The organism is Photobacterium minamisatsumaniensis (assembly GCF_050336695.1).
GTDB lineage: Bacteria > Pseudomonadota > Gammaproteobacteria > Enterobacterales > Vibrionaceae > Photobacterium > Photobacterium minamisatsumaniensis.
Genome location: NZ_JAKJSI010000011.1, coordinates 228606 through 242796, shown reverse-complemented (window position 1 = coordinate 242796; position 14191 = coordinate 228606). Strand labels below are relative to the sequence as shown.

At 43.0% G+C, this 14191-nt stretch carries 14 protein-coding genes; 9 read left to right on the top strand and 5 right to left on the bottom strand.

From position 1 onward, the window contains the following. Nucleotides 1–79: 79 nt before the first annotated feature. The 4 genes from L4D78_RS03340 to L4D78_RS03325 all read right to left on the bottom strand — a co-directional run bounded on the left by L4D78_RS03340 (nucleotide 80) and on the right by L4D78_RS03325 (nucleotide 4651). Nucleotides 80–1654: a BCCT family transporter gene (locus L4D78_RS03340; protein WP_428465636.1), complete on the bottom strand. Its 1575-nt coding sequence runs from the start codon at nucleotides 1652–1654 to the stop codon at nucleotides 80–82. 96 nt (nucleotides 1655–1750) lie between these two features. Beyond that, the gene (locus tag L4D78_RS03335) at nucleotides 1751–2740 is read right to left on the bottom strand and encodes a membrane dipeptidase (protein ID WP_428465635.1); all 990 of its coding nucleotides are present in this window, start codon (nucleotides 2738–2740) and stop codon (nucleotides 1751–1753) included. Nucleotides 2741–2749: 9 nt separating this feature from the next. Continuing rightward, nucleotides 2750–4198 (bottom strand): aldehyde dehydrogenase family protein, encoded by a 1449-nt coding sequence (locus tag L4D78_RS03330; RefSeq protein ID WP_428465634.1) that lies wholly within the window; start codon nucleotides 4196–4198, stop codon nucleotides 2750–2752. 60 nt (nucleotides 4199–4258) lie between these two features. Beyond that, nucleotides 4259–4651: a RidA family protein gene (locus L4D78_RS03325; protein WP_428457242.1), complete on the bottom strand. Its 393-nt coding sequence runs from the start codon at nucleotides 4649–4651 to the stop codon at nucleotides 4259–4261. A gap of 153 nt (nucleotides 4652–4804) precedes the next feature. Here L4D78_RS03325 and L4D78_RS03320 point away from each other — a divergent pair, with 153 nt between their 5' ends. From L4D78_RS03320 to L4D78_RS03280, 9 genes are all read left to right on the top strand, one after another. Then, nucleotides 4805–5689 carry a LysR family transcriptional regulator gene (locus L4D78_RS03320; protein ID WP_428465633.1) on the top strand — a complete coding sequence of 295 codons (885 nt, stop codon included), beginning with the start codon at nucleotides 4805–4807 and terminating at the stop codon, nucleotides 5687–5689. A gap of 101 nt (nucleotides 5690–5790) precedes the next feature. Further along, on the top strand, nucleotides 5791–6687 hold the full coding sequence (gene yhfZ, locus L4D78_RS03315) for a GntR family transcriptional regulator YhfZ (protein WP_428465632.1): 897 nt from the start codon (nucleotides 5791–5793) through the stop codon (nucleotides 6685–6687). A gap of 36 nt (nucleotides 6688–6723) precedes the next feature. Next, nucleotides 6724–7086 (top strand): hypothetical protein, encoded by a 363-nt coding sequence (locus tag L4D78_RS03310; protein ID WP_428465631.1) that lies wholly within the window; start codon nucleotides 6724–6726, stop codon nucleotides 7084–7086. Nucleotides 7087–7097: 11 nt separating this feature from the next. Next, the gene (locus tag L4D78_RS03305) at nucleotides 7098–7973 is read left to right on the top strand and encodes a phosphotriesterase family protein (RefSeq protein WP_428465630.1); all 876 of its coding nucleotides are present in this window, start codon (nucleotides 7098–7100) and stop codon (nucleotides 7971–7973) included. 17 nt (nucleotides 7974–7990) lie between these two features. Then, on the top strand, nucleotides 7991–8350 hold the full coding sequence (locus L4D78_RS03300; protein WP_428465629.1) for a DUF2620 domain-containing protein: 360 nt from the start codon (nucleotides 7991–7993) through the stop codon (nucleotides 8348–8350). Between the two features lie 12 nt (nucleotides 8351–8362). Continuing rightward, a complete protein-coding gene (locus L4D78_RS03295) occupies nucleotides 8363–9664 on the top strand; it encodes a YhfT family protein (RefSeq protein ID WP_428465628.1) in 1302 nt (433 codons plus the stop codon). Nucleotides 9665–9768: 104 nt separating this feature from the next. Next, complete coding sequence (locus L4D78_RS03290) at nucleotides 9769–10947, top strand: YhfX family PLP-dependent enzyme (protein WP_428465627.1); 1179 nt, start codon at nucleotides 9769–9771, stop codon at nucleotides 10945–10947. Then, a complete protein-coding gene (locus L4D78_RS03285) occupies nucleotides 10940–12202 on the top strand; it encodes a phosphopentomutase (protein WP_428465626.1) in 1263 nt (420 codons plus the stop codon). Before L4D78_RS03290 ends, L4D78_RS03285 begins: the two co-directional genes overlap by 8 nt. 943 nt (nucleotides 12203–13145) lie before the next feature. Further along, on the top strand, nucleotides 13146–13577 hold the full coding sequence (locus L4D78_RS03280) for a VOC family protein (RefSeq protein ID WP_428465625.1): 432 nt from the start codon (nucleotides 13146–13148) through the stop codon (nucleotides 13575–13577). Between the two features lie 91 nt (nucleotides 13578–13668). Here L4D78_RS03280 and L4D78_RS03275 read toward each other — a convergent pair whose 3' ends face one another. After that, on the bottom strand, nucleotides 13669–14064 hold the full coding sequence (locus L4D78_RS03275) for a DoxX family protein (protein ID WP_428465624.1): 396 nt from the start codon (nucleotides 14062–14064) through the stop codon (nucleotides 13669–13671). Between the last annotated feature and the right edge of the window lie 127 nt (nucleotides 14065–14191).

The window sequence follows — 14191 nt, the reverse complement described above, 5'->3', positions numbered from 1 at the left end:
CCAACTACCGCCCGACATTTATCATTTGATTGATCTGTTACTTATATTTGGTTACTGATTTCACATAAAGCCTGAAAATCTATAACCCTTGATCCTTCGCCATCTTCATTGCAATTTTCGGTGCATCCCACAATGACGGTAGCAAAATAAGTGATACAGGAACGGCCGTTATAACAATGAACGATTGCAGTGCTGATACCCCACCGGAGCCTAGTGAAATCAAGATAAGTGCCGTAAGGCCCATCATGATGCCCCAGAAGGTACGAATAAACGCATTTGGTTCGGTTTCACCACTTATCACCACACTGATGGTATATGTCATTGAGTCACCCGTTGTCACGATGAATATCGTGGTTAAAATAAGGAACAAAATGGACACAATAAGCGGGAAAGGTAGCTGTTGAGTAATCGCTAGCAGCGCCCCTGGTAAGTTAAACCCTTCAAAGGCTTTACTTACCGAACCCGGTTCTGCAATTTCAAATGCCACCCCAGTACCACCGACAATGGTGAACCAAAAGCACGTGATCAATGGCGCCATCACACTGTGAGTCATCACCAATTGACGAATGGTGCGGCCACGAGAAATTCGTGAGATGAAGATAGCCATCATCGGACCGTAGCCAAGGAACCACCCCCAGAAAAACACCGTCCACCAGCTTAACCAGCCTTCATCACCACGATAAGTTGCCATTGGTATGAAGTTATCCAACATGGTGCCAACACCTTGCAAGTAACCATTAACGACAAATCCTGTCGGGCCAATCAACAAGATATAGGCCATCAAACCAACCGCTAAAATAATATTCCAGCGACTCAAAATTTGAATACCGCGATTCAGGCCGCTCAGTGCCGAGATGGTATAGATCGCAATCGCAAACAAGATAATGATTAGCTGAGTGGTAAAACCGTCAGGAATCTCAAATAATAAATTAAGTGCAAAGCTGATTTGTAAGCCCAGGAACCCTATTGGGCCAATTGTGCCGGCAGCCACTGCGACAATACAACACGCATCAATGGTTGCACCGATACCGCCTTTCAGGGCACGCTCACCCAGCAAAGGGTAAAGCAAAGTACGAGGCTTCAACGGCAGGCCTTTGTCATAGTGCAAGTGCATTAAGACAATTGACGTTAAACTGCCCGTGATCGCCCAAGCCAAAAAACCCCAATGCATAAATGATTGTGATAGTGCATTAATCGCTCTTTGCCACGACGTGGTGGCTTCACCGTAAAGCGGTGGTGCGCTAACATAGTGAGCAATAGGTTCAGCGGCCGCCCAAAATACCCCACCGCCAGCGAGCAAAGTACAAAGCATAATGGCAATCCAGCGGAAGCCATCTATTTCTGGCTTATCCAAATTACCTAATCTTACGTGGCCAGTTCGGCCAACGGCTAAAACAAGACTAATTAAAAAAGTCATAAGCAGTAACACTTGCCAATATGGGCCGAAGTACGTCACTGCCCATGAAAAACCAGTATTTACGACTGATGATAAGAGCGCATTATCATAAAGAGCCATGGTGACAAACATTGCGAGAAAGCCGCCACTAAGCCATAGCACAGGGTTACGAACCCCTAGCTTATCAATTAACGTTTCGTCGTTTTTTTCTTGTGTGTTTAAAGACTCTGCTTTTATCGTATTAATAGTGTCAGACATGTAATGTCTCCAGCGGTTAGTGGATTCGTCTGGGCAAAAAGAAAAGAGCGGCCTGTATAGAATAATTAGAATAGCAGGCCGATGTTATGTGCGGAGTTATTCTGCTGGCTGTAAACCGCGTTGCAGGAAGTTAAACCAGTTACCGCCAAGTACCTGAGCACTTTCTGCTTCACTAAACCCAGTTTTGGTCAATCCGTCATAGATGTTTTCCATTCCTCGGCTACCACAGAACCACGGCAGTGCATCAGGCCAGCCAGCATTACCCGCAGAGCCTTCACCATAGTCCATTGCTTTAGACCAACGGCCATTACGCATCCACTCCAACACCGATTGCGGTTGATTCAGACACAAATCACTCCCGATACCTAAGTGTTCTACGCCTACCATATCTGCTGTACGAGCAATCATCTGACAGAAATCATCGAGTGAGCATTGGCTCCCATTCGGTAAATGGAACGGGTACAGGCTGAACCCCAGTAGCCCACCACGTGCTGTTAAAGCTTTAATCACCTGATCCGATTTATTACGTAATGCATCATGGGCAAATGTTGGGTTCGCGTGGCTAATACAAATTGGCCGTGAAGATAAGTCGATAGCTTCCAGTGTCGAGCGTTCCGCACTATGCGACATATCGATGATCATGCCAACTCGGTTCATCTCATCAATAACCTGCTTACCAAAACGCGTAATACCATTGTCGTTCTGCTCGTAGCAACCTGTCGCCAGCAAGCTTTGATTATTATAGGTCAATTGCATGATCAGCAGCCCCTGACGGCGCATGACTTCAACCATTCCAATTTCATCTTCAATCGGTGAACAGTTCTGTGCACCAAAGAAGACACCCACCTTGCCCTGAGCTTTTGCTACTTCAACATCGGCCATCGACAACACTGGCATGATCAAATCAGCATTCTGCTCAAACAATGTGTTCCATTCGGCAAAGCGGGTTAATGTTTCTCGCGTATTCTCGTGATACACCAACGTTGCGTGCACTGCGGTGATCCCGCTAGCTTTTAGGGTTTGGAAGTACTCACGGTTCCAGTTGCAATACTGTAAGCCATCTATAATTATTTGCTGCTGGTACATAGGCACTCCTTAGTAAGGACGCTGGTACGCCGTTTTCACGACCGTGTAGAATTCTTTCGCATACTGGCCTTGCTCGCGAGGGCCAAAGCTTGACTCTTTACGCCCACCAAACGGTACGTGGTAGTCAGTCCCCGCTGTTGGTAAGTTCACCATCACACAACCTGTTTGTGCTTGCTGTTTAAACAGTGCACTGCTGCGTAAGCTCTGCGTAATGATGCCGCCAGTCAGACCAAATCGCGTGTCATTGGCTGTCGCAATCGCTTCATCAAGATCAGACACTTTAATCACGCATGCCATTGGGGCGAAGACTTCTTCTTGGTTCACGGCCCAGCTATTTTGCGTATTAAGGAATAGCGTCGGTGACATGTAGTAACCTTCATGCTGAAGGCTCAGGCGTTCACCACCAAAGGCGAGGTCAGCACCATTTTCACGCGCTTTTTCAATCCATGAGAAGTTAGACTCTAGTTGCTTGCTATCAACCACTGGCCCCATGAATACGCCATCTTCTAAAGCGTGACCCACTTTTAGCTCACTCATGCGCTTAATAAGTGCTTCTACATAAGCGTCATGAATGCCATCCATAACCACCAAACGCGATGATGCCGTACACTTCTGACCAGCTCCCGAGAATGATCCGGCAATCGTGGCTTCAACCGCAATCTGAATATCAGCATCATCCGCAATGATTAACGCGTTCTTGCTGCCCATTTCTAGCTGGCTGCGTACAAAGTTCGGTGCTGTTGCCGCTGCAACTTTACGACCCGTATCAACCGAGCCCGTGAAGCTAACAGCATTAATTTGGTTAGAATTAATTAGCGTGTCACCCACTTCAGAACCACTACCCAGTACAAGGTTAAACGTACCTGCAGGTAAGCCTTGGCGAGCAATAATTTCTGTTAGTGCAACCGCACTTGCAGGTGTTAGATTCGCGGGTTTCCAAATAACGCTGTTACCAAAAGCCAATGCTGGTGCAATTTTCCAAGCAGCTGTTGCTGTTGGGAAATTCCACGGAGAGATAATTGCAACGGTACCCACCGCCTCACGCGTTACTTCAACCGATACCCCTGGGCGTACCGATGCCGCAGTGTCGCCCATCTGGCGTAGCACTTCTGCCGCATAATATTGGAAGAACTGACCCGCGCGGTAAATTTCACCACGACCTTCAGCAAAGGGTTTGCCCTCTTCGCTCGACAACAAACGACCCAGCTCATCGCAACGGGCGATAAGCTCATCGCCAATGGCCTGTAGTACCGCTTGCTTACGTTCTAATGGTGTTTTTTCCCACTCTGGCTGCGCAACGTTTGCAGATTCGATAGCTTGCTGTACTTGCGCTTGACTCGCTTGTGCGAAATCACCCAGATTTTGACTAATGTCAGATGGGTTAATGTTGGCAATAGTACGTTGACCTGATTGCCACTCTCCAGCGATATAAAGGGCTTGCTCTGCTTGAATTGTCATTGTTACTTCCTTATTTTTCTTCAGCGTTTAGCGATATTTGATAGAGACAGCGAGGCTTGTCTATTCCTTAACAGCGGCGTAAACCACTAGCTCAACTAGCATTTCTTCTCGTGCTAGCCCTGCAACTACCATCGCTGCGCGATTTGGGTAGGGGGCATTAAAGTATTCAGCGTACACTTTATTTACCGTCGCGAGGTATTCACGGTCGGTCACATAAATCAGTACCTGCAACACAGAATCGAGCGACTCACCAGCACACTCTAAAGTGTGAACCAAATTATCGAGTGTCTGCCGAGTTTGTGCTTCAATACCGCCTTCAACCACAACCCCAGTTTGATCAATCGGGATTTGCGCCGTATAAAGCGTACCGTTGTGTGTAATCGCCCACTCAAGGGGTGCCTTTGAGGCAAAAAGAGAGGTTTTAACTGCTTTTTTGTTGTCTTGAAGATTCACGCCTAGCCCACCATGTAACGAGTTTGTTTCGAATTGGTTAAACTATGCACTAGGGGTTATGATATATCTAACTATTAATTTTTTACAATTGATAAGTTTTATTTAACAATTCGTTTCAGGCATTATTTTTAAAGGGCTCAAAAGGAGGCGAGCATGGGAATTAAACTTCAGCAAATGATCCATTTTGTGATGGTGGTCGAAGAAGGTGGGTTTCGCGCAGCGGCGAAACGGGCAAATCGCTCGCAAGCCGCCTTATCTACATCGGTAAAAGAACTCGAAAAAACACTCGGTCAAACACTTTTTGAAACCGGTCACAAAGCCCAGCTTACCCCGTATGGAAAAACCTGTTACCCGAAAATATCCCAGTTTTTAACTATTTACGATGATCTTGATAACGATCTCAAAGCTATTGCTTCAGGCCAGCAGGGAAAAGTGCGTATCGCTTGTGTTCCTTCCGTTGCCGCTAAACTGATCCCCAGTGTGCTGGCTACCTTCTGTGAGCGCTACCCTAATGTGGAAGTGAGCTTGATTGATGATAACGCTGCTGGTGTCGAGGCACGTTTGCTCGCTGGTGAAGTGGATTTAGCCCTAGGAAACTGCTCTCACTTTGACGATGCGGCCATCACTTTTACCCCACTCCTATCTGATCCTATTGGGGTCGTTTGTTTACAAGACAATCCATTAGCTCAATATAAAGAAGGCATTGAGTGGGAAGCACTATTAACCCAACCCTTTATTCGTAACGGTACATGCACGTTATTAGAGCCCACACCCGCTCGTGTTATCAGTGAAAAAGCCCTCTATTCGGTTGAAAACATTACATCACTGTTTTCCGTCCTCGAACTGGGTATTGGCGTTACAACACTGCCCAAGCTGGCGTTTCCAACCAACGAAACCAAGTTAGTATGGCGACCACTGATTGATCCGCCACTTAAACGGGATATAGGTATTTTTCGTTTGGCCGATCGTACCATCTCGCCCCAAGCCAATGCGTTCTATTCACTGTGTATTGAGTATTTAACTTACAATGGTGAGTAAACGGGTATAATTTAGCCTCAGATCTCATTTCTTATTCATTGGCATATTAATTATATTGAATATTCGCTAAGTTAAACCTTCAATATAATGAAGATAAAAACATGACAGCAAAGTACATCAGTAAAGAAGGCTCAGCCATCATCAACATTGCGCGCTATTTGATGACGACATCCATCGACGACAGGCTACGAACTATCGATAACCTCTCGGAAGAATTTGGTGTTTCTGTCGGCTTTATTCAAAAAGCCTTAATGACTATAGAAAAAAAAGGTGCTGTCGCTTTATCCAAACAAGGTCGGAATGGCACGTTTATTTCAAAGCTTGATTATCGTGAATTAGTTCAGCTCTCAGGGTTTGTCAACGTGGTCTGTGCTATGCCCCTTCCATATACAAAGCATTACGAAGGATTAGCTAGTGCATTGAAAAGCCAGATTGGGGATTTACCCCTGTATTTTGCACACATGCGTGGAGCTGATGTACGTGCAGAATGCCTAAAAGCTGGTACTTATGATATCGCTATTATGTCGAAACTCGCGGCTCAAACCTACTCCGATAATTTCGTGACAGCCATAACTCTGGGGCAAGACTCATACTCACACGAACACCGCTTAATCTATCGTAATGGACAATATGATTCGATCGTCAAAGTCGGTGTTGACCCAGATTCTCCGGACCAAAAAATTCTTACTCAAGCGGCCTTTAAAGATAAAACTATCGAAATTGTTGAAATAAATTACGCTGACTCTTTAGCCCACTTAGTAAATGAAAAAATTGATGCAGTCGTTTGGTTACCAGAAGCAATCGAAATGGAAAAATACGGCTTAGCAGAAAAGTCACTCAATCATATTGAGCAATGTGCGATGGCATCTGAAGCTGTCATGCTTGTACGGGGAAATATGTCTCACACGAGTATTCTGCTTCGAAAACTTATCAATATTCCAACGCTTTTAGATCACCAAAAGCGAGTTGTTAATGGTGAGATCACCCCTAGCTACTAACTAATATTGGATATCCAATAAGGAAGAATACAGACAATGAAAACACGTCTAACTGTACTGAAAAATGCCAATGTTATCAGCCAAGAAGCCTATAACGGTACGTTAAAAGCCGTTGAACTGATCACCCAACAACTGAAGATAGAAGAAAGTAACGAACAGTTTCAGATGGCGATGACCCACCTAGCAAGGGCGAGTGACCGCATTCGAGCAGGAGAGCCTATTAAAGAAGGGTTAGATGTCGATATCTTCAATGAGATAATGGCTGATCCTTCATTTAATGAAGTTAATAGGCTCAATGAGCAAATATTAGAATCATTCGCCCTCAATAATATCCCAAGTACAGAGAATTCTTTTTTTCTCAGTAACTTACTTTCTCTTCATTGTGCGACTCAAGGCTAATAGGCTTTCTAATGATTGATCACACTGGATATACCTACTGCCACGAACATTTGCATATCGATTTGTCGTCGCAAAAAAACGATATTGACTGCCGTCTTGATCAATATGAGTTAATTAAAAATGAAATGAACCAACTGATCGACCGGGGCGTATTTAACATTATTGAAATGACTAACTCTTATATGGGCAGAAATCCTCAATTTATTGAAAATTTAATTGATGACACTGGTATCAATATTCTACTTTCAACTGGCTATTACATAGAGGGTTTCTTTCCACCACATGTCTATAACCAAACTGCCAAACAGATCAGCCAAGAGATGATAAAAGAAATTGATGACGGTATTGCTGATAGTCATCTAAAAGCCAGTGTTATTGCAGAAATTGGATCCAGTGAAAATATTTTCACTGAAACTGAAAAAAAAATATTCAAAGCCGCATCGATTGCTCATTTGGAAACAGGAAAACCGATATCTACGCACCAATCAATGAGCTCTATGGGTAGAGAGCAAGTCGAGTTACTCAAGAAGCTTGGGGTAAATTTGGAAAAGGTCACTGTCGGCCATTGTGATTTGAAAGATAATCTCGATGACATCTTATGGCTAATTGAACAAGGCTGTTACGTCCAATTCGATACAATCGGAAAAAATTCTTACTACCCAGATAGCCAACGTCTGGCGATGCTATCTGCATTATCACAACGTGGATATTTGGAGCGGGTCATGCTCTCAATGGACATTACTCGACGCTCACACCTACAAGAAAATGGTGGTCTTGGGTTCAGTTACTTAGTGGATTCTTTTATCCCTATGATGCTGAACCATGGTATTAGCCAGCAAGATATCGACACCATGTTAAAACACAATCCCAATAAATTATTTAGTTAAACAAGAGGTTTCTCCTAATGAAAAAGATTGCTATCGCTGGTTTACAAAGAGAACAAATACAAGAACAAATTAACATGGCTGCACCTGGCCAGTTCGAGTGCCATATTCTCAATGATATGGATGCAGCCATAAAAGTAAAATCGGGGGAACTTGATTATTATATCGGGTGCTGTAACACCGGAGCGGGTGCCGCTCTATCTATGGCTATTGCGATCATTGGCTATCCGCAAAGCTGTACCATCGCCAAACCCGCTATTCAAGCAAAACAACCAGAAGTAGAACAATTTATTAATGAAGGTAAAGTCGCATTTGGCCTATCAGTAGAGCATATTGAACACGCTATCCCTATGCTCATTTCTACCCTCAATAATCAATAATAAGGGCATAACATGGATTTTATGCATTTAGGATTAATCGCAAGTCTTTGTGCTATGACAGCATTGATTGCCAATATGAGCGCCTCTGTATTTCATGATGGAATACGCCCAATTCTACCTCAACTCGTTGAAGGCAACATGACCCGCCGAGATGCCGGCTCTGTTGCATTTGGCTTGTCAATTGGTTTTGTTGCTTCAGTCGGAATATCATTTACCCTTTCAACAGGATTACTCAATCCTTGGCTACTCTTTTTACCGACTGATATTATCGGCGTCATGATAGGTAGTCGCCTGTTGGCTGCTTTGGCGGGCGGCTTATGGGGAGTACTTGTTGTTACTTCATTAAGTGGAGTCAATTTAGTACTAACAGGTCTACCTGTCGACGCATTAGGCGCATTAGCTGAATTAGGTACTCCAGTGATGTCTGCATTCGCATTGTTCCCATTACTGGCTATTTTCTATCAATTTGGCTGGAAATCAGGCTTGTTTGCAGCAGTCGTTGTTCTACTTTCTCGATTACTGATCATCAAGCACACTGGTATTTATCCCGAATCTATCCAAATATTTGTTGGTATGATGATGCTTGTCGGTATCGCGATACAAAAAGATATTAATGACCGCAAAAAAGGGATATCTCCCCCTGATATGTCGAGCCTGCATGGGTTATTTGAAGAGCGTACAAAACGTATCGTTAAAAATTTGCCTTTTCTTGCTGTAACAGGTGCCTTAATTGCCGCAGTATCAAATGCTGGGATTTTTGCAGGATCAGAAGTTTCGATTTATTCACTCGCTGATGCGTACAAAATGACAGATCCAATTGCTCAAGATGCAGCAATGAAGCAAGTGGCTTTATCTGAATTTATGCGTGGGCTAGGCTTTATTCCTCTTATAGCAACGACAGCATTAGCAACAGGTGTATATGGCGTTGTAGGCATGACCTTTGTCTTCGTGGTGGGTTATCTTTCTCCGAATATCCCTGTTGCAGCAACACTTGGCGCAATTACCATTTGTTTAGAAGTCATGTTGCTCCGTAACATCGGCCGTTTCCTTGAACAATACCCATCCATTCGTAATGCATCCGACAATATTCGAAACTCAATGAATACGTTAATGGAGTTTGCCTTATTAATTGGTGGTGTATTAGCCGTAATGAAAATGGGGGAAACAACCGGATTCACTATTTTTGCTGTACTGTACTTCTTGAATGAAGTCATGGGTCGACCGATCCTGAAAATAGCAGCGCCCGCCGTTGCCGCAATTTTAACGGGTGTAATATTAAACGTACTTTATATATTAGGACTGTTCGCTATCTAATACCCCGGTAAAACAACCGGCCTGTTTTAACGTAACTCGCATTATTTCTGTATGGATATAATCCAAGCGGGCTGGTTTTTATCGCCTATATAAAAGGGACTTATATGTTTCTACATGCACTACAAAAACAAAATCCGGCATTGATCGAAGAAACGATAAAATTGCTCGAGAATGGCATTATACTGCCAGACACCTACGTCATCGATGTTGACCAGTTTAAAGAAAATGCCTTACAGCTTAAAAAAGAAGCGGATAAGCTAGGTATAAAACTGTATGCCATGACAAAACAGTTTGGACGTAACCCTTATTTAGCGAAACTGTTAGTGAATGAACTTCACTACGCGGGTATCGTCTGTGTTGATTTCAAAGAAGCTCGTCAATTGCATGCACATGGCGTAAAAATTGCGCATGTAGGCCACTTGGTACAACCCCCTAAGGGTATGATTAAACACTTAATTGAAGAGATTCAACCTGATGTTATTACTGTTTATTCCATCGAAAAGGCGGCAGAAATATCAAAAGCGGCTCAACATGCACAGCGCACGCAACGCGTCTTACTTAAATTTTTGAACCCTGATGATCAGCTGTATATAAATCAAGAGTCTGGGTTTGATATAGCGGATATAAAAGCAGTACTAAAAACCATTAGTACAATGCCTAACCTGCTCATTGAAGGCCTGACTCATTTCCCATGCTTTCTTTTTGACCCCGCCACACAAACCACACAGCCGACACAAAACTTACGATCGCTACTGCAAGCAAACGAAAAAGGAAAAGCTCTCGGATACAACTTCAATCAGCTGAACAGCCCTTCATCCACCAGCAGCGAAACGTTACCCCTCATAAAAGAATTTGGATGTACACATGGAGAACCAGGCCATGCTTTAACGGGAACAACCCCCGCTAATCAAACGGGTAACCAACCAGAAAAAGTTGCGATGGCTTACGTCACAGAAGTATCACATCATTTTAATAACAACAGCTATTGCTATGGTGGCGGGTATTACCGCCGAGGCCTCCTCGACAGCGCCTTACTTCGAGAGACAGACAATAATGGTACACGTGATACCATCACGAAAGTCACTAATGATGATGATTCCAGCATTGATTACCACTTAAAACTTCACCATCACTGCGCAATTGGGACACCTGTAGTCATGGCTTTCAGAACCCAAGTATTCGTCACTCGCAGTGATGTCGCGCTTGTTAAGGGGATTTCAACTCAAAGCCCGACCCTTATCGGTTTATATGATGCATTGGGGAACGAGGTGAAAAATGGCTAAGTTTATCGTCGTTGTTCTCGATGGCTTCGGAGTTGGTGAAATGCCCGATGTCGCTAAAACTCGACCACAAGATTTGGGCGCAAATACCACTGAAAAGTTATTAAATCACTTTCCATTAAAAAGCTTACCTACGCTAGAAAAGCTAGGGTTACTCAATACGGTTAGTCAAACCTGTTCAATAATGCAAACGAATAATGACGCAAACTGGGGGACAGCATTACTTGCTCACGAAGGGTGCGATACTTTTATGGGCCACCAAGAGATCATGGGGACATTACCCCAACCTCCTGTGATCAAACCCTTTCAGGAATCAATTGATGCTATAGAAGCAGCCCTTATCAAGAATAGTTATAAGGTTAAGCGGATTACACACAATAATATCGATACCTTAATGGTCAATAATTGCGTGGTTATTGGGGACAACCTTGAGGCCGATCTGGGGCAAGTCTACAACCTAACAGCAGACTTTAACCAAATCAGTTTTGAAGAACTACACAAACTCGGCAATGTTGTTCGCACCGCAAACAAGGTCAGCCGTAACATTGCCTTTGGTGGTTTTGTTACCTCAATGCAGAATATCTTGAATGCCATTGAAACTAAGTATGATCCGAAAACAGATCAACACTATATTGGTGTCAATGCTCCAGACTCAGGAGCATACGACAACGGCTTTCAAGTGGTACATTTAGGTTATGGCGTCGATGCTTCAACTCAAGTACCTTATCAATTACACCACGTTGGTGTAACTACACACCTTTATGGAAAAGTGGCAGATATAGTGCAAAATGACATGGGAATATCCTATACGTCCATTGTCGATACCCAGCATGTATTTAGTTTGCTAAACAACGACCTGCAACAACGTACTGGATTTTTTTGCGCCAACATTCAAGAAACAGACCTGTCAGGGCATCAGCAAGATCCTAAGCAATATTGGAAGGTACTCGAACAAGCGGATCACGGTCTTGCTCAAGTCATCGACCAAATGACACCGCAAGATATGTTGATTGTGATGGCTGATCACGGTAATGACCCTTTCATCGGACATACAAAGCACACACGGGAAATTGTACCTTTGTTACTTTATACTTTAACGAATAGAGGCGTTCACCTTGGGCAACGCTCAACTCTTGCTGATGTGGGTGCAACCGTACTAGACTTTTTCCATGCTCCCCCTGCTCAATCAGGCACTTCTTTTCTCAATCATCTATGCCATTGTGCTAATAAGCACAAGGAATATGGAAGCATCAATTAATACCTTGTTTGGCCATAAACGACGATAGTTTCATCTTAATAAAAATCCAATAACACCGTTTTAGATACATTAACTAAAAGTGTGTATTTATGACAAAGAACCTACTTAGGTAGGTTCTTTGAACAATTAACCGATATACAATAGGGTTCGACTAAAGGCCATACAAGCAGCAGTGGAATAATTGGAAACACCCATGCTTCCTACCAGCGGCGATAAATTAATTCCTGCATTTATCGCTAACTAAGCCACTCAATTTTAAACTTTTGATTCTAAAAACTAGTCTCTGACCTCTCAGAATCACTTTTTCCAATCAACAAAACCTGTAATATCACCAAACTCATCAACATACCGCGTATGCCTAAGGAACATTATCTAGCAATGATAGGAACATCAACTAAAATGATAATTCCATCAATAAAAATAGGTTAATGTCGTAATGTTCAGAGCTTATGCGATTTTTTCAAGGAATAGACCACGAGTTCATATCTTTAATCTAATAATGATGGCGCTTATCTTTTTAGTTAGTAGCTATGAGCTGTTGGTCAACGAAAAATTACTCTTTTCAACTGGTTTATTCGCTGTCTCGATAATGGTTATTTTCTTTGCTATATCATCAGATTACAAACAAAAATACATTAGCAACAAACAATAATGATTAAAAACATCACCCTCCTTTGTCGAAAGCAGGGCTAATGCCAACACCGATGACCAAAGATCTCAAGCAAGCTTTAACAGGCTAACCTACCCCCACTCTTTTGGCTTACCGAGCCTAATCGGTAAGCCGCTCCTAACACACGACTATAAACTGGCAGCAAACATAAAAACAAACCTTGACTTAAAGTTAACTTTAACAACTAAACTGTTTGGTATAGACAGAAACAAGCCGAAGAAAGGCACATTTATTGCATTGAAATATAATGTAAAATACCAAAAGGATATTGTTATGAGCACTTACGTAGAACATGCAAACATCACAGTTGTTAATGCTGAAGATACCATAGAATTCCTGCTATCTGCTTTGCCTGAATGGTCTGTCAGGGGGAAAGGGGTAAATGACGATTGGCATGGTAAATCAGTCAGCTGGTATCACGTCGGTGACGAAAATAGCTATATCGCTATCCAAAGTGGTGGCGAAGGAAAAAATGGCCACTGGGCTGAGCATTGGACCGGAGTAAAGCATATCGGTATTGTAGTACCGGATCTCGAAGCCTTAATCTTACGTTTAGAAACCGCAGGTTTTCCTATTGATCATCACGGTGCCGAACATCCGCACCGTAAAAATGCCTACTTCCTTGATAAGCACAACGTACAATTTGAATTCGTTGAATATTTATCAACTCAGCCAGCAGAGAAAAATGACTACCAGCACAAGTAAACTCATCACTTTATGATAGAACAGAGCCTCAGCCGTTTAAGGTATCGGCTGAGGCTCTGAGTCATTTAACCGTTTATTAAACAGGTAAATGTTACCAAGCTTTATTCAAAAACTTATCAACACTCAGCTTTCCTGGACCTGCAACCAGCAAGGCACTGAAACCACCAGCGATAGCAATGTTTTTCATCAAATGAATCGTTTGCCCACTGTCTGATAAATCGAAATGGAACAACAAAGCCGATACGACAGAAAAGCCAGCAATAACGAATGACACTGAACGGGTTAAGAAACCGAACAAAATAGCTAATCCACCGCCAAGCTCTAACAAAATCACCAATGGCAGCATTCCGCCTGGTACGCCCATTGCTTCCATGTAGGCTTGTGTACCAGAAAAACCGTCTATTTTCCCCCAGCCAGCTTTAATAAAGATAAGTGCTAACATTACTCGAGAGACTAACAAAACATACGGGGAAACTCGGTCTAACATATTACTTCCTTAACAACTGAATAAATTTCTAGGCAAAGATTAATCCGCATAAATCCAAGATCACACCGCAAAAATTAGGACAACTTGTTTTACTTTTTAGATGAAACCTTTCCATACAATTTATCTC